Below are 14,968 nucleotides of genomic sequence, written 5' to 3'. Positions count from 1 at the left end.
ACGTACGGCAGCGGGCGCGCCGGACACCGGTGAACATTCTCGCGCCGGACAGGCATAGCGGCGCCGCTCCGCACGCGTCACCACGGGTACAGGGCCCGGACACCGGGCGGGCCCGGGGGAAGAGAAGGTGACGATGGATGCGGAACTGCAGGAGAGTTTCCGGGAGTTCGTGGACAGCCGGTCGTCGGCGCTGCTGAGGACCGCCGTGCTGCTGACCGGCGGCGACCGGCACGCGGCCGAGGACCTGCTGCAGAACGCCCTGATCAAGGCGGCCGGCCGCTGGCAGCGCATCGACGAGCCCGAGGCCTACGTACGGCAGGCCCTCTACCGGCAGCAGATCAGCCGATGGCGGTTGAAGTGGCGCCGGCGTGAACTGAGCGTCGCCGAACCCCCGGAGAGCCCACCGGCACTCGACACCGCGTCCGCCGCCGAGCTGCGCCTCGTCCTGCGCGCGGCCCTGTCCCGGCTCACCACCCGCCAGCGCACCGTCCTGGTCCTGCGCTACTTCGAGGACCTGCCGGAGGCCGACGTGGCCCGGCTGCTCGGCTGCTCCGTCGGCACCGTGCGGTCCACCACCCACCGCTCCCTGGCCCGGCTGCGCACCCTCGCGCCCGAACTGGCCGCCCTCGCCCCGGACACCGGCCGCGACCAGCCGCCGTCCCGTGACCACTCGCCCGCGGAGGTGCGGCCGTGAACGTCGAGGAACTCATGCGAGACGCGCTGCGCGAGCAGGCCGCCGAACAGCCGCCGCTGCGGGCCGGGTTCGCCGACCGGGTGCTGGCGGTCCGCCGGCGCCGCCGGGCCCGCCGGTTCGCCTCCGTCGCCGTGGCCACCGCGGCCGTGGTCGCCGTCGCGGTGGGCGTGCCGCTGCTCGACGGCGGCAGGCAGGACGTACGGCCCGCCGGAGTCCTCGACCCCGGTGAGACCCGCGCCCACCCCGACCAGTCGCCGCCCCGCGAGCTGATCGGGGCGGGCGACGCCACCATGGCCGCCTACTACACCACCGACAGCGTCAAGCAGACGGCCCGCAAGGACCACACCACCCGCACCTACTGGCTGCTGAACCAGCGCACCGGCCGCTACGAGAAGGACTCCCGCTGGTCGTACGTCGCCGTCGCCCCCGGCCTGAAGACCGCCGCCGTCCTGGAGCGGACCATCCCCACCCGGCGGATCGGCCTGCTCGACCTCACCACCGGCAAGGTGGCCCGCTGGATCCCGGTCGAACAGGGGGTCGGCGGGGTCGCGTTCTCCCACGACGGCCGGAAACTGGTCGCGACGACCTACTCCGCCGACCCCGACGTGGTGACCAGGGCGCCCGGCGACACGACCGGCACCAGTTTCTCCATGCCCGAGACCATGCCGCGCACCGGCTTCTACGTCCTCGACGTGGCCTCCGGGAAAGGTCCCTGGCGCGAGATCGGCGGCCCGCACGACAGCATGGGCATGGCCGACATCAACATCCGCCAGGACTTCGCCCTCAGCCGCTCCGGCCAGTACGTCTGGTCCGGCCTGACCAGCGACCCCGGGATGCAGTTCTACGACCTCCACGGCCGCGAGGTCCCCGTGCCGGCCGACGAGCGGTACCTGGACTGGTTCGTCCAGGCGGGGCTGTCGCCCGACGGCAGGCGGGCCGCCGGTGACTTCGCGGGCGAGGCGATGAAGACGTCCTCCTGGATCACCGACCTCGACACCGGCCGGAAGACCGAGGTGCACGGGCAGCAGCTCCTCGCCTGGGCCGACAACGAGTCCCTCATCGCCTGGGACATCGACAAGGACGGCGGCAACGAGTTCCACAACCGCCTGGTCCTGGTCACCATCGGCAGCGACAAGATCGTTCCCCTCAGCGGCTTCCGCAAGGGCAACGACGGAGCCTCCGGCCGCTGGACACCGGTCTTCGCCGAGCGGCGCTGATCAGCCCGCCGCGAACTCCTCGTGCACGGCCTCCTCGTACACCGCCCGCAGCCCGTCGGCCGCCTCCCGGCCGGCGGGCCGCAGCGGTGCCCGCACCGGGCCCGCGGGCAGGCCGAGCATGGTGAGCAGCGCCTTCGACGTGACCGTGCCCGGCAGGCCCGCGGCCATCATGGCCTCGATCAGCGGTGTGGCCCGCAGCTGGAGTCCGGTCGCGCGGGCCGTGTCGCCCGCGTCGAACGCGTCCAGGATCGCGGCGATCCGGGCGGGGACGACGTTGGCCACCGTGCTCACACAGCCGGCCGCGCCCACCGCGTACAGGGCGAGGATGTGCTCGTCGCAGCCCGCGTAGTAGGCGAGGTCCGTGCGCGCCAGCACCTTCTGGGCGCCGAGGAAGTCGTAGGAGCAGTCCTTCACGGCCACGATCCGGGGGTGGGCGGCGAGCCGGACCAGCGTCTCCGGCTCGATCCGGGTGCCGGTGCGGCCCGGGATGTCGTACAGCATCACCGGCAGCCCGCTCGCCTCGGCCACCTCCAGGAAGTGCGCCTCCAGCGCGTCCTGCGGCGGCCTGCTGTAGTACGGCGACACCACCAGCACCCCGTCCGCGCCCGCCTTCTCCGCCGCCAGCGCCAGCTCGACGGTGTGCAGGGTGTCCGCGGTGCCCACGCCGGCCACGAGCGGCACCCGCCCGCCCACCGCCTCCCGGACGGCCGTGATCAGCTCCGCCTTCTCGGCGTCCGACGTGGTCGGCGACTCGCCGGTGGTGCCGTTCAGCACGAGGCCGTCGCAGCCCTCCGCCACCAGATGCGCGGCCAGCCGCCGCGCGCCGTCGAGGTCGAGCGCGCCCGCGTCGGTGAAGGGGGTGACCATCGCGCAGAGGGTGCGGCCGAAGGGGCGGGGCGGACGGGCGGTGCCGTGTGCGTTCGTCATGGGGGTAGTCTCGGCAACGCGACAGCTTAGCTCTACTTAATTCTCCTACCTGATATGTCTTAGCAATGCTAAGCCATCGTCCTTTCGGTGCCCCGAGGCCCTGTGTCCAACTCGGCCCCTCATGGGCCACTATGGGCCGGACGGTCACCGACGGCAGGTCATGGGTCATGGGAGGCACCATGAAGCTGGGCAAGGCACTGGCCACCGGGGTCGCTGAGGAGCGGCCGCTCGTCCACGGCGACGTACCCGGACTCCCCGAAGTTTCCGAGGAGATCCACACGGTCCGCGAACCCCGGGCCGCGTCCGCGCCCGTGTCCGTGCCCGAAGAGGCCCCGGCCGCCCGATGAGGCTGCGGCTCCCGGCGGAACGGCCGACGGAGCCGCCGACCGGCTACAAGATCGCCCACCCGATGCTGTCGCAGGACGGCGCGCGGGCCGGGTTCACCGGTGTGTCGCTGGGCGGCGCGCTGCCGTACGGAGTGCTGGACGACGCGTCCTGTGTCTACGGCCGACGGCACCGCCCGCCCGCGCGGCTGTGCGACTGCGGCTTCCACTGCGTGCACGAACGCGAGGCCGCCGAGGCCCTGCTGTGCACCGCCGAGCACCGGGCGGCCGTGCTGCTCGAAGTCTCCGTCCTCGGCGCCTACATCCGCTTCGAGCGCGGGTTCCGCTACGCCCGGCAGCGGGTGCGGACCGCCACCGTCGGGCCGTGCGCCTGCGGTGCGCCGGCCGTCGCGCTCGCCGACGCGGGCTGGGGCAGGCCCGGCTGGCGTGCCCTTGCGGCCGCCTGCGCGGGCTGCGTACGCGCGCGTGCGTCCGTCTCGCCCGCCGGGTTCGCCCGGCTGGCGGGGCAGGGGCTGCGGGTGATCGCCGGGGGTGCGGGGGCCGGCGACGGCCGTCCGGAGGCGGGGGAGGGCTTCGGGGTGCCCGAACTGGTCGCGGAGGCGGCCCTGTTGCAGGCCCGCCTGGACTGGTTCCAGAGCCGGCTGGCCCGGCTCGGCGAGCGAGGGGAGCAGGGCTGAGGGCGGACTCCGACGGCACTTCACCGAAAACTCTGCCTGTGTGGACAAAAAAAGTTTTCGGTGAGACGGTGGGGCCATGCTGGACGTCACCGTGATCGAGGACCCCGAGGCAGCGGCCGTGTCGCTGGACCCCATAAGGGCCAGGCTGCTTGCCGAACTGGCCGACGCGCCCGCGTCGGCCGCGATGCTGGCCGGCAAGGTCGGGCTGCCCCGGCAGAAGGTGAACTACCACCTGAAGACGCTGGAGCGGCACGGCCTGGTCGAGCTGGCCGGCGAGCGGCGCAAGGGCAACGTCACCGAGCGGCTGATGCGGGCCACCGCCGCGTCGTACGTCATCTCGCCGGCCGCCCTGCCCGCCGTGCAGCCGGACCCGGACCGTTTCCGCGACCAGCTCTCCGCGCGCTGGCTGCTCGCGCTCGGCGCGCGCCTGGTGCGCGATGTCGGCATGCTGATCAGCGGGGCCGCCAAGGCCCGCAAGCGGCTGGCGACCTACGCGCTGGACGGCGAGGTCCGCTTCGCCTCCGCCGCCGACCGCGCGGCCTTCGTGCAGGAGCTGACGGCCGGCGTGAGCGCGCTCATCCGCAAGTACGACGCACCCGACGCGGAGGGCGGCCGGGACCACCGGATCGTGGTCGCCGTCCATCCCACGGTCAAGGACCGGCCCACCCCCGAGCTGGAACAGTAGGCGGCAGGAGCCCCATCATGTCCAAGGAATTCGAGATCGCCCGTGAGTTCGAGGTCGAGGCCACGCCCGAGCAGGTGTGGGAGGCGATCACCCACGGGACCGGCGGCTACCTGTGGCCGATGCAGCCGCCCGAGCCCCGGGTGGGCGGTACGGCGGCCTTCGGCTCCACCGTCACCGCCTACGACCCGCCGCACCACCTGGTCGTCCGCAGCGAGGACGTCGGCTTCCCGACGCAGAGCGCCAACCAGCTGGAGCATGTCATCGAGGCGCGCGACGAGGGCCGCCGCGCCTGGGTGCGCTACGTGCACAGCGGGATCTTCACCGACGACTGGGACAACCAGTACGACGGCGCGAGCCGGCACACCGACTTCTACCTGCACACCCTGCGCGAGTACCTCACCCACTTCGCGCCCCGCCCGGTGGGCTTCGCCCAGCTGAACGGGCCGGAGGCCTCCCAGGCGCCGGACGCCTTCACCGCCGTGGGCCGGGCCCTCGGCCTGCCGGACGACCTGGCCGCGGGCGCCAAGGCGAGCGTCCACGGGCCCGGCGGCCGGGTCCTGGACGCGGTGGTCGACTACCGCGACCCGTACTTCATCGGGCTGCGCACCGACGACGCCCTCGTCCGGTTCTTCGGGCGCAACCACTGGGGCGCCCCGGTCGGCATCAGCATCCACGACTTCGCGCCGGACGCCGACGCCGAGGCGAACGAGACCGCCTGGCAGGACTGGCTGAACGGGGTGTACAGCCAGTCCTGAACCCGCGACCTGCTGTCAGGTCGTCAGGGGCGGAAGCGCAGCACCTGCGGGTCGTGGTCGCTGATCTGGTCGTGGAACTCCGAGTTGATGTGCACGCTGTCGTAGGCGAAGTCGCCCTTGGTGCGGATCTCCTTGCTGATCAGGATCTGGTCCAGGACCTGCTCGTTGCCCTGGTAGTCGTAGGTGTAGCGCTCCTTCGTCGGCAGCGACTGGATCGCCGACCAGAGCGCGCCGCCCTTCTCCAGGATCTTGGTGGTGCCGGAGAAGTCGAAGTCGTTCATGTCGCCGAGCGCGATGACCTCGGCGTCCTTCTGGACGTCGAGGATGCTCCTGACGAACGCGTTGACCAGCGTCGCCTGCGCGTGGCGCTGGGTCTCCGAGCTGCGCACCACCGGCTGGTACTGCGAGGTCAGCCCCTGGTCGCCGCCCTTGGAGTTGAGGTGGTTGGCGATCACGAAGACCGTCCTGCCCTGGAAGACGAACTCGCCGGCGAGCGGCTTGCGGCTGGTCGTCCAGGCGGAGTTCGCCGGGTCGACGCGGCCGGGGGAGGCGGTCAGCTGGGCCTTGCCGTGCACCTTGGTGACGCCCACCGCGGTGGTGGAGTCGCCGCCCGCGCGGTCGACGAAGGAGACCCGCTCCGGGTTGAACAGGAAGACCTGGCGGATGTTGCCGCCGGGCTCGCCGCCGTCCTGGTCGTTGACCGGGTTGATGGAACGCCACTGGTACTTCGGGCCGCCGGCCGCGACGATCGCGTCGATCAGCTTGTTGACCGTCACGTCGGCGGCGACCGTGCCGTCGTCCGTCGCGCCGTTGTTGTCCTGGATCTCCTCCAGGGACACGATGTCGGGCGACTGGAGGTTGTTCACGATCGCGGCGGCGTGCGCGGCGAAGGTGCCGTCGGAGGGGTCGAGGTTCTCGACGTTGTAGGTCGCCACCGCCAGCTCGCCGTGCGACTGCTTCTTCGTCGTCTCACGCTGCAGGCCGCCGCTCTTCAGGGTGCCCAGCGAGCTCGCGACGAGGGTGTAGCCGCCGTACTGGTTGTAGTCCATCGGGCCGGTCGTGGCGCCGGTCAGCGTGTCGCCGACGTTCGCCACCGGGAAGTCGGCGGTCGCGCCGAGGGACTGGATCTGCAGGCGGCCGGTGTTCTGGTCGCGGTAGGAGCGGTAGAGCGAGCCGCCGCGGCTGGTGCGGTTCTCGTGCGGCTTCACCGTGACCCACAGCTCGGCGTACGGGTCGGTGGCGGTGACCACGCGGGCGTCCTTGACCTGGACGTTCATGCCCTCAAGGGACTCGTAGTAGTCCAGGGCGTACTTCTTCGGCTGCAGGGTCAGGCCGTTGACCGAGTTGCTCGCGGCCGTGTCACCCGTGGGGGTGTACGCGCTCGGCACCGACTTCTTGTCGATCACGACCGGCGCCGGGACCGCGTTGCCGGTGGAGACGGTGGTGACCGTCGGCTTGGTGATCTCGGTGAGCGACTGGTTGCCGGTGGTGGCGCCGCCCGGGACGTACTCGGAGACCGTGCCGGTGACCGTGACGGAGTCGCCGACCGCGACCTTCGGGGTGGAGCTGGTGAAGACGAAGACGCCCTCGCTGGTGGCCGGGTTGCTGTCCGGCGTCGGGTCCTGGAGCCAGAAACCTCGGGAGGAGCCGTAGGTGCGCGTGGCCGTGACGATGCCCGGGACGTCCGTCACCTTCTGGCCGGCGTACGGCGAGGTGCGCGTGGTGCCCTGGACGTCGTGGATGCGCAGCCCGTCGGCCTGGGCGGGCGAGGTGAGGGCGACGGTGGACGCCGCGCTGCAGACGGCGGCGACGGTGAGCGCGGCGAGACGCGCGGAAGACCTGCTCGGCAAGGGAATCCCTCCGGGGACATCGGAAGCGCCGGGACGAGGGCGATTTATGGAGCGTTCATGACACGTTCATGTATGCCATGTTGCGCGGATGTGACACGCGTAGATACCGGGTGAACAGTTGTCCCCCCGTTTTCTACGCGCGTCAATCTCCTGCCTGGCCAGGGCAGTTGTCAAGGTTTCGGCCATGTGCGAGGCCGGGCGGGGAGATGAACCGGGCGGCATGGGTGGAAATCCGTCTAGGCTGAGCGGCTGAGTCGTACGGCGTCCAGGTGGTCGTACGGCCGTCGATACGGTGTCCATGTCGCCGTACGACCGTTGAGGCGTCCGAGGAGAACCAGCCGATGTCTGACAGCGCCCCCCTGCCCCCGGTGCGGTTGCGTTCCGAAGCGGAGCTGGCGCACGCCGCGCTGTCCACGCCGCTGCTCACCCGGGCCGCCCGGCTCGCCCGCTGGGCCGGCCCCGACACCCGAGTGGACGCAGGTGGCGAACTGGTCGAGGAGCAGCTCCCGGCCGCCGCCGAGGCGCTCGGACTCACCGGCGACGATGCCGTCGCCTACGCCGGTGAGGCCTGGCGGGTCGCCGTGGACGCCGGACTCGTCGAGATCGCCGACGAGGAGGCCGGGACGGTGGCGGCCGGGGAGGAGCTGGCGCTGCTCACCGGGGGCTCGCCGCACGACGTCCTCGCGGTGTGGCAGGCCGCGCTGGAGACCGTGATCGCCGACGCGAGCGTGCCCGACCTGGACGGAATTGTCGACGCGCTCGACGAGGGCGGCGAGGTCGATTTCTCGTCACTCGGGTGGGACCCCGAGGCGGAGGCGGACTTCCTCGACGGCGTCCTCGGCAACCTGTACCTGCTGACCGTGAGCGAGGGCGGCCCCGGCGAGGCGCCGGTGCCGCTGCCCGCGCTCGCCGCGTCGATGATCGTGCCCAGCGACATGGGGGAGCCGACCAACGACGTCCTCGAACAGGTCTCCGACGCGATGATGCGGCTCGACGACCAGTTCCGGCTCCTTGAGCCGGTCGGGCTCGTCGAGTACCAGCCGGTCGACGAGGCGCTGATGGCGGACGCGGAGGAGGAGCCGGCGGCGGGGCCGGTCGACGAGGCCGACGTTTCCCGGTACGGCATGGTGCGGCTCACCCCGCTCGGCGCGTACGGGCTGCGGGCGCGGCTGCTGGAGGCCGGGTTCGCGGCGCCGGCGGTCGGGGAGCTCGCCGACAAGGGCGCGGACGCGCTGCTCGACGGTACGGCCACGTTTCCGCAGGGGGCCGCGCAGGCCGAGACCGAGCAGTGGCTGGCCCGCCGGGAGTCCCTCGCCGCGGCCCGGGAGCTGCTGGCCGCCGCGCGCGGGGCGGACCCGGGGGCCCCGCTGCGGCGGCTGCGCTGCCAGCAGGCGCTGTCGCTGCTCGGCGGCGAGGCCGAGCCCGCCCTCCGCGAGGTCCTCGACGACCCCGAGCTGGGCGGCCTGTCGCGGGTCTGGCTGGCCGAACGCGGCGCCGCCGACGTGCCGGCGCCGTCCCAGGACATGATCTTCTGGCTGACCATCGACACGGTGGCTGCGCAGCTGGCCGCCGAAGGGAACTCCGAGGAACTCCAGGCGCTGGTGGAGGGCCTGGCCCAGCAGCACAGCGGCTTCTTCGCCGAGGCGTGGCGGGTGGGGCACCCGGACACGGCCGACGTCCTGGAGGCGATGGGCCGCCTCCACCCCGACAAGAGGGTGGCCAAGGAGGCCCGCAAGGCGGCGTTCAAGGCGCGGTCGCAGCACGGGGGATAGGGGCCGCCGGAGGGGCGGCGCGCGCGGAGATTCGGCACCGCCGGACGCGTCGAGTGGGGCGGGGCGCCCGGCGCTGCGGGAAGAGGCGAAGCGACGGGGTTCGCTGCGGTGGGTGCGCGCCGGTGAGGCGAGGCGTGCGGGCGGTTGGGCACCGCCGGGCGCCGCCGCGTGGGCTGGGCGCCGTTGCGGCGGGAAAAAGTTCCGGCGGCGGTGCCGAGACCGAACGGTTGAGAAGGGCCGTGCGGCGGGGAGTGGGAGTGGTCGGCGGGGAGCGCCGTCCCGCGGGGAGCGGGAGTGATTGACGGAGGGCCATCCTGCGAGGCGGGGGTAGTGGTCGGCGGGGGTGCCATCCCGCGGGGAGTCGCAGCGGTCTGCGGGAAGCCCCGGCCCGCCAGGACGGGTAGCGGTCGGCGGTGAGCCCCCTCGTGGGCGGGGGAAACGTTGACCTCTGTGGTGTGTTTCTTGGGTGGGGCTTTTGGTTGTCGTGGGGCGGTTATTGCGGATTCATGGAACAGCCGACCGCGAAGTCGCCCTGCGTTCAACCGGAGTTCAGGAGTAGGCGGGAGCGTGTGCGCCGAGTTGAGGTCCGCCACCCTCCACGGCACTCCGACCGTCACAGGAGACACCATGTCGCTCACCCGCAGGGACTTCACAAGGAAATCCGCGATCACCGGTGCCGGTGTCGCGCTGGCGGGCAGCGTCGGCGCGCTCGCCACCGCCCCGAACGCCCTCGCCGCCACCGAGACCGCCGAGACGGCGCACGGCCACGGCGGCGTCGGCTACGGGCCGCTGCTCCCCGACCCGGACGGCATCCTCGCGCTCCCCGCCGGCTTCAAGTACCGCGTCATCACGTACAGCGGCAGGACCAAGCTGGAGTCGGGCGAGTTCACCCCCTCCAACCACGACGGCACCTCCACCTTCGACGGCCCGCGCGGTGCCACCCTCCTCGTCAACAACCACGAGCTGGCCGGACCCCGCGCCAACTGGGCGTACCCCGTTCCGCTCACCGAGGGACTCGTCTACGACCCGGCCGCCGCCGGCGGCTGCACCGTCGTCGAGGTCCGCCCCGGCGGGCACGTCGCCGAGTGGGTCGGCATCGCCGGCACCGCCACCAACTGCGCGGGCGGCAACACCCCGTGGGGCACCTGGCTGACCTGCGAGGAGACCGAGGACAAGACCGGCACCAACGGCTTCACCAAGGACCACGGCTACGTCTTCGAGGTCGACCCCGAGGACCGCCGGGCCAACCGGAACCCCAAGCCCGTGAAGGCGCTGGGCCGTTACGCCCACGAGGCCGTCGTCGTCGACCCCAAGCGCGGCCACCTGTACCTGACGGAGGACGCCTCCAACCCGAACGGCCTCCTCTACCGCTGGACTCCGCCCGAGCACTTCCACCACGGCCGCGGCAAGCTGCGCACCCTCGCCGACGACGCGGGCACCCTCCAGGCGTTCAAGTGCTTCGACTCCGGCGGCCAGTTCGTCGACGACCTCTCCCGCGCCACGAAGATCGGCACGGTCTACGGCGTCGACTGGGTGGACGTCCCGGACCGCGACGCCAGGACCACCTCCGTCCGCAAGCAGTTCAGCACCGGGCAGGTCACCCGCGCCCGCAAGCTGGAGGGCATGTGGTGGGGCGACGGCGGCGTGTACATCGTCTCCTCGTACGCCCGCGCGGAGAGCCCCGTCCAGCACGACGGCTCGGTCTGGTTCTACGACCCCAAGCGCCGCACCCTCACGCTCAAGGTCCGCATCGGCGTCAACCCGGACCCGGCCGTGGAGGGCAACTTCGACGGCCCGGACAACATCACCGTCTCCCCGTACGGCGGCCTGGTCATCGCCGAGGACGGCGAGGGTCTCCAGCACCTGTTCGGCGCCACCGAGAGCGGCCGTACCTATCCCATCGCCCGCAACGAACTGAACGCCGGCACCGAAGAGGAGCCCGAGTACAGCGAGTTCACCGGCGTCACCTTCTCGCCCGACGGCCGGACCCTGTACGCCAACATCCAGACCCCGGGCATCATGCTCGCGATCACGGGGCCCTGGAAGCGGCAGCAGCGCGGATAGTTAATTCACTCGCCCGGCCCGCGGCCCGCCTCCTAAAGTTGTGCATGTCCAGGTGCGAAGGCAGGACCTACTTCCACTGTCAATGGGGCGGCCGCGGGTTCGAGTCCCGCCATCGGCGCAACGTGCCGATGTAGCTCAGGGGTTAGAGCACCTACGTCGGTTCCGCCGACTTCGATCTCTGGACACCTAAAACTTCATGCACCTCCCGGTGCGTGTGTTCTTGATCTCGGGAGGCGCAGCTCATGGTGGGTGTCCGGTGCGCAGGCAGCGGATACTTCGGGAACTGGTGGGGGGAAACCCTCATGCGGGTTCGAATCCCGTCATCGGCTCAGGGCCGATGTGGCGGAACGGAAGACGCGCCAGTTTATAAGCACCGCAGTCGACTTCGACCTCGGATTCCCTCCTTCTGCTGCGCCTCCTCCGAAAAGCCAATGAATTCGGGGGGAATTCACCATGGTGCGATTCAACAACAGGGCGGCCCGGGCGCAGCCCGCTTCGCGGGTCACCTCGACGGGACGGGTCCTCCGTACCTACGAGGGCGGCCGCGGCCGTGAGCGGGACGCGCGGTCCGAGCTCTTCCTGCTCGCCGTCGCCAACTTCGTCTCGCAGCAGACCTTCTACGAGTCCGGCGCGGACCGCGACGACCGGTTCGCGGAGCTCCTGCGTGAGCTCGCCGTCACCGACCCCGCCTGGACGGCCGGCCTGCTCGGCTGGCTGCGCGGCGAGGGCAACATGCGGACCGCCTCGATCGTGGGCGCCGCCGAGTACGTGCACGCACGGCTGGCGGTGGGCGCCACCGGCGGTCCGTCGAACCGGCAGGTCGTCGCCTCCGTGCTGCGGCGGCCCGACGAGCCCGGCGAGCTGCTCGCCTACTGGACGGCGACGTACGGCCGGGCCGTTCCCAAGCCCGTCAAGCGGGGGATCGCCGACGCCGTACGACGGCTCTACCACGGCAAGTCGCTGCTCAAGTACGACACCGCGTCCAAGGGATACCGCTTCGGCGACATCCTGAACCTGGTGCACGCCGCACCGGACCCGGACAAGCCGTGGCAGGGCGAGCTGTTCCGGTACGCGCTGGACCGTCGGCACAACCCGGACAGCGCCGTGCCGCCCGCGTCGAGCCCGGTGCTCGGCGCGCACCGTGCGCTGATGGAACTGCCCGTCGCGCGGCGGCGTGCGGTCGTCACCGGGCCCGGTGGCGCCGAGCGGCTCGCGGCGGCCGGCCTCACCTGGGAGGCGCTGGCCGGCTGGCTCCAGGGTCCGATGGACAAGGCCGCCTGGGAGGCGGTCATCCCGTCCATGGGGACCATGGCGCTCTGCCGCAACCTGCGCAACTTCGACGAGGCCGAGGTCTGCGACGAGGTCGCGGCCACGGTCGCGGCCCGGATCGCCGACCCGGCGGAGGTGGCGCGGTCGCGGCAGTTCCCGTTCCGGTACCTCGCCGCGTACCAGCACGCACCGTCGCTGCGCTGGGCGTACCCGCTGGAGCAGGCGCTCGGCCACTCGCTGGCCAACGTGCCCGCGCTGCCGGGGCGGACGCTGGTGCTCGTGGACCGTTCGGGCTCGATGTTCTACTCGCGGCTGTCCGAGCGCTCGGAGCTCAACCGGGCCGACGCGGCGGCGATCTTCGGCACGGCGCTCGCGCTGCGGGCGGCGGACGCGGACCTCGTCGAGTTCGGTACGACGAGCAGGCGGCTGGGCTTGGAGCGGGGCGAGTCGGTGCTGAAGGTCCTGGACCGCTTCGGCGACCTGGGCGGCACCGACACCGTCTCGGCGCTCCGCTCGCACTACCGGGGACAGGACCGGGTGCTGATCGTCACCGACGAGCAGTACGCGTACAGCCGGCACGGCGACCCGACCCAGCAGGTGCCGGCGCACATCCCGGTCTACACCTGGAACCTGGCCGGCTACCGGGTCGGCCACGGCCCGTCCGGCAAGGGCAACCGGCACACCTTCGGCGGCCTCTCGGACGCGGCCTTCCGGATGGTCCCGCTGCTGGAGGCGGCCCGGGACGCCGCCTGGCCGTGGGAGACGGCGGCCTGACCGGCGCCCTCCGATCGTGACCCGCACCTTCACGGGGGGTGCGGGTCACACCTCTGCCCGCCGGGCCCTTGCCCTCGCCCCGCACTGATATCTAACATTTCAGTTCATGGAGGCCCTACGACCCGTCGCCCGCACCCTGCTCCGCGACCGTGCCTACACCGCGATCCGGGACGCCATCGTCGCCGGGAAGATCGAACCGGGCGCGGTGGTGCGCGACGCCGAGTTCGCGGAGCGGCTCGGGCTGTCCCGGGCGCCCGTGCGGGAGGCGTTCGCGCGCCTCGTCGACGAGGGGCTCCTGGAGAGCAAGCCGCAGAGCTACACCCGGGTCACCCCGGTCGTGGCCGCCGAGGTGCGGGACGCGGCGGCCGTGGTCGGCGCCATGCACGAGCTGGTCACCCGGGTCGCCGTGCCCCGGCTGCGGGACGCCGACCTGGACCGGATGCGCGTGTCCAACGTCCTGTTCGCCGCCGCCGTACAGGCCGGCGACGTGCACGCGGCGCTGAGCGCGGACGACGAACTGCACGACGTCCTGGTCCGGGTCGCCGGCAATCGCGCGGCCGCCGCCACCGTCGCCCGCTACACCCCGCTCATCCGCCGCCTGGAGCGCCGCCGCTTCGGCGAGGGCGGCTCCTGCCGCTCGGCCGGCCTGCACGAACGGCTGATCGCGGCCTGTGCCGCCGGTGACACGGAGGCGGCGGTCCGGGTCACGGCGGACATCTGGCGCAGCCTCGCAGACCTGGCCGACCCCGACTGACCCCAGGAGCTTCCATGTCCCTTTCCTCCTACGCCCGTTACCCCCTCCTCTTCGGCCCCTCGCCCGTGCACCCCCTGGAGCGCCTCACCGCCCACCTCGGCGGCGCCGCGCTGTGGGCCAAGCGGGAGGACTGCAACTCCGGGATCGCGTACGGAGGGAACAAGACGCGCAAGCTGGAGTACCTGGTCGCGGACGCGCTCGCCAAGGGCTGCGACACCCTCGTCTCCATCGGCGGGGTGCAGTCCAACCACACCCGCCAGGTCGCCGCCGTGGCCGCCCGCGCCGGGCTCAAGTGCGTGCTGGTGCAGGAGAGCTGGGTGGAGTGGCCGGACTCGGTCTACGACAAGGTCGGCAACATCCTGATCAGCAGGCTGGCCGGGGCGGACGTACGCCTCGTCCGCGCCGGGTTCGGTATCGGCTTCAAGGAGAGCTGGGAGCTGGCGCTGCGCGAGGTCGAGGAGTCCGGCGGCAAGCCGTACGCCATCCCGGCCGGCGCCTCCGACCATCCGCTCGGCGGCCTCGGCTTCGCCGGCTGGGCCTACGAAGTCGCCGAGCAGGAGGAGCAGCTGGGGGTCTTCTTCGACACGGTGATCGTCTGCTCGGTGACCGGTTCGACGCAGGCCGGCATGGTCGCGGGCTTCGCCGCGCTGGCGGAGGCGGGCGGCCGCGAGCGCCGGGTGATCGGCATCGACGCCTCGGCCAAGCCGGCCGAGACCCGCGAGCAGGTGGCCCGGATAGCCCGGCGCACCGGTGAACTCATCGGGGTCAAGGGCGAGTTGACCGTGGAGCTGGACGACCGCTACCACGCCGGCATCTACGGCGTCCCGGACGACACCACGCTCGCGGCGATGCGCCTCGCCGCCCGTACCGAGGGGATGGTCACCGACCCGGTGTACGAGGGGAAGTCGATGGCGGGGATGGTGGACCTGGTGGAGCGGGGCGAGATCGGCGCCGATGCGACGGTGCTCTACGCCCACCTCGGCGGACAGCCCGCGCTGAACGCCTACAGCGCCTTGTTCTGACGGTTCGCCGATCGCCCCGGCGGGTGTGCGCCGGTGGTCGGCTGCGGCGCCGTCGTGGCCGTTCGCGCAGTTCCCCGCGCCCCGGGCCGGCGCCCGGCCCCCCCCGGCCCGGCCCCGCAGGCCCCCAGCGTGCCGGGGGCCGGGATGCCCAACCCCCCCCCCCC

13 protein-coding genes and 1 tRNA gene are annotated in these 14,968 nt (G+C 72.3%); 12 read left to right on the top strand and 2 right to left on the bottom strand.

The features are described 5' to 3' along the window. Positions 1 to 133 precede the first annotated feature (133 nt). Positions 134 to 694 (top strand): SigE family RNA polymerase sigma factor, encoded by a 561-nt coding sequence (locus tag ACFZB3_RS20655; RefSeq protein ID WP_391377094.1) that lies wholly within the window; start codon positions 134 to 136, stop codon positions 692 to 694. Next, the gene (locus ACFZB3_RS20650) at positions 691 to 1,911 is read left to right on the top strand and encodes a WD40 repeat domain-containing protein (RefSeq protein ID WP_391377093.1); all 1,221 of its coding nucleotides are present in this window, start codon (positions 691 to 693) and stop codon (positions 1,909 to 1,911) included. The genes ACFZB3_RS20655 and ACFZB3_RS20650 overlap by 4 nt, the downstream gene beginning before the upstream one ends. On the opposite strand, the gene dapA is transcribed toward ACFZB3_RS20650, so the two are convergent. Next, positions 1,912 to 2,838 carry a 4-hydroxy-tetrahydrodipicolinate synthase gene (gene dapA, locus ACFZB3_RS20645; protein WP_391377092.1) on the bottom strand — a complete coding sequence of 309 codons (927 nt, stop codon included), beginning with the start codon at positions 2,836 to 2,838 and terminating at the stop codon, positions 1,912 to 1,914. 167 nt (positions 2,839 to 3,005) lie between these two features. Between dapA and ACFZB3_RS20640 the strand changes: the two genes are divergently transcribed. From ACFZB3_RS20640 to ACFZB3_RS20625, 4 genes are all read left to right on the top strand, one after another. Then, positions 3,006 to 3,185, top strand: coding sequence for a hypothetical protein (locus ACFZB3_RS20640; protein WP_391377091.1), 180 nt, complete (start codon positions 3,006 to 3,008; stop codon positions 3,183 to 3,185). Then, entirely contained in the window at positions 3,182 to 3,859 is a 678-nt protein-coding gene (locus tag ACFZB3_RS20635; RefSeq protein WP_391377090.1) for a hypothetical protein, read from the top strand. Before ACFZB3_RS20640 ends, ACFZB3_RS20635 begins: the two co-directional genes overlap by 4 nt. A 76-nt stretch (positions 3,860 to 3,935) precedes the next feature. Further along, complete coding sequence (locus ACFZB3_RS20630; protein WP_391377089.1) at positions 3,936 to 4,544, top strand: helix-turn-helix domain-containing protein; 609 nt, start codon at positions 3,936 to 3,938, stop codon at positions 4,542 to 4,544. Positions 4,545 to 4,561: 17 nt separating this feature from the next. Then, positions 4,562 to 5,299, top strand: coding sequence for an SRPBCC domain-containing protein (locus ACFZB3_RS20625; protein ID WP_391377088.1), 738 nt, complete (start codon positions 4,562 to 4,564; stop codon positions 5,297 to 5,299). A gap of 23 nt (positions 5,300 to 5,322) precedes the next feature. Here the strand turns inward: ACFZB3_RS20625 and ACFZB3_RS20620 are convergent, their stop codons facing one another. After that, a complete protein-coding gene (locus ACFZB3_RS20620; protein WP_391377087.1) occupies positions 5,323 to 7,149 on the bottom strand; it encodes an endonuclease/exonuclease/phosphatase family protein in 1,827 nt (608 codons plus the stop codon). A gap of 341 nt (positions 7,150 to 7,490) precedes the next feature. Here ACFZB3_RS20620 and ACFZB3_RS20615 point away from each other — a divergent pair, with 341 nt between their 5' ends. From ACFZB3_RS20615 to ACFZB3_RS20590, 6 genes are all read left to right on the top strand, one after another. Then, positions 7,491 to 8,921, top strand: a complete 1,431-nt coding sequence (locus ACFZB3_RS20615; RefSeq protein WP_391377086.1) for a hypothetical protein — start codon at positions 7,491 to 7,493, stop codon at positions 8,919 to 8,921. 627 nt (positions 8,922 to 9,548) lie between these two features. Then, positions 9,549 to 10,985, top strand: coding sequence for an alkaline phosphatase PhoX (locus ACFZB3_RS20610; protein WP_391377085.1), 1,437 nt, complete (start codon positions 9,549 to 9,551; stop codon positions 10,983 to 10,985). 45 nt (positions 10,986 to 11,030) lie between these two features. Then, positions 11,031 to 11,100 (top strand) — tRNA-Asp (locus tag ACFZB3_RS20605). 338 nt (positions 11,101 to 11,438) lie between these two features. Continuing rightward, positions 11,439 to 13,028 (top strand): TROVE domain-containing protein, encoded by a 1,590-nt coding sequence (locus ACFZB3_RS20600; RefSeq protein ID WP_391377084.1) that lies wholly within the window; start codon positions 11,439 to 11,441, stop codon positions 13,026 to 13,028. 106 nt (positions 13,029 to 13,134) lie between these two features. Then, on the top strand, positions 13,135 to 13,782 hold the full coding sequence (locus tag ACFZB3_RS20595; RefSeq protein WP_391377083.1) for an FCD domain-containing protein: 648 nt from the start codon (positions 13,135 to 13,137) through the stop codon (positions 13,780 to 13,782). A gap of 14 nt (positions 13,783 to 13,796) precedes the next feature. Continuing rightward, positions 13,797 to 14,804, top strand: coding sequence for a 1-aminocyclopropane-1-carboxylate deaminase (locus tag ACFZB3_RS20590; protein WP_391377082.1), 1,008 nt, complete (start codon positions 13,797 to 13,799; stop codon positions 14,802 to 14,804). The last annotated feature ends 164 nt before the right edge of the window (positions 14,805 to 14,968 follow it).

The organism is Streptomyces sp. NPDC008092 (genome assembly GCF_042957285.1).
In the GTDB taxonomy this organism is placed as follows: Bacteria; Actinomycetota; Actinomycetes; order Streptomycetales; family Streptomycetaceae; genus Streptomyces.
Note: the sequence above shows the minus strand (reverse complement) of the source record. Positions and strands in the feature narration are given on the sequence as shown.

Bases quoted from the DNA above. Each gene is read 5' to 3' on its own strand.
- ACFZB3_RS20610 (WP_391377085.1), top strand. From the start codon at position 9,549: ATGTCGCTCACCCGCAGGGACTTCACAAGGAAATCCGCGATCACCGGT.
- ACFZB3_RS20630 (WP_391377089.1), top strand. From the start codon at position 3,936: ATGCTGGACGTCACCGTGATCGAGGACCCCGAGGCAGCGGCCGTGTCG.
- ACFZB3_RS20590 (WP_391377082.1), top strand. From the start codon at position 13,797: ATGTCCCTTTCCTCCTACGCCCGTTACCCCCTCCTCTTCGGCCCCTCG.
- ACFZB3_RS20640 (WP_391377091.1), top strand. From the start codon at position 3,006: ATGGGAGGCACCATGAAGCTGGGCAAGGCACTGGCCACCGGGGTCGCT.
- ACFZB3_RS20615 (WP_391377086.1), top strand. From the start codon at position 7,491: ATGTCTGACAGCGCCCCCCTGCCCCCGGTGCGGTTGCGTTCCGAAGCG.
- ACFZB3_RS20655 (WP_391377094.1), top strand. From the start codon at position 134: ATGGATGCGGAACTGCAGGAGAGTTTCCGGGAGTTCGTGGACAGCCGG.
- ACFZB3_RS20625 (WP_391377088.1), top strand. From the start codon at position 4,562: ATGTCCAAGGAATTCGAGATCGCCCGTGAGTTCGAGGTCGAGGCCACG.
- ACFZB3_RS20600 (WP_391377084.1), top strand. From the start codon at position 11,439: ATGGTGCGATTCAACAACAGGGCGGCCCGGGCGCAGCCCGCTTCGCGG.
- ACFZB3_RS20635 (WP_391377090.1), top strand. From the start codon at position 3,182: ATGAGGCTGCGGCTCCCGGCGGAACGGCCGACGGAGCCGCCGACCGGC.
- dapA (WP_391377092.1), bottom strand. From the start codon at position 2,838: ATGACGAACGCACACGGCACCGCCCGTCCGCCCCGCCCCTTCGGCCGC.
- ACFZB3_RS20595 (WP_391377083.1), top strand. From the start codon at position 13,135: ATGGAGGCCCTACGACCCGTCGCCCGCACCCTGCTCCGCGACCGTGCC.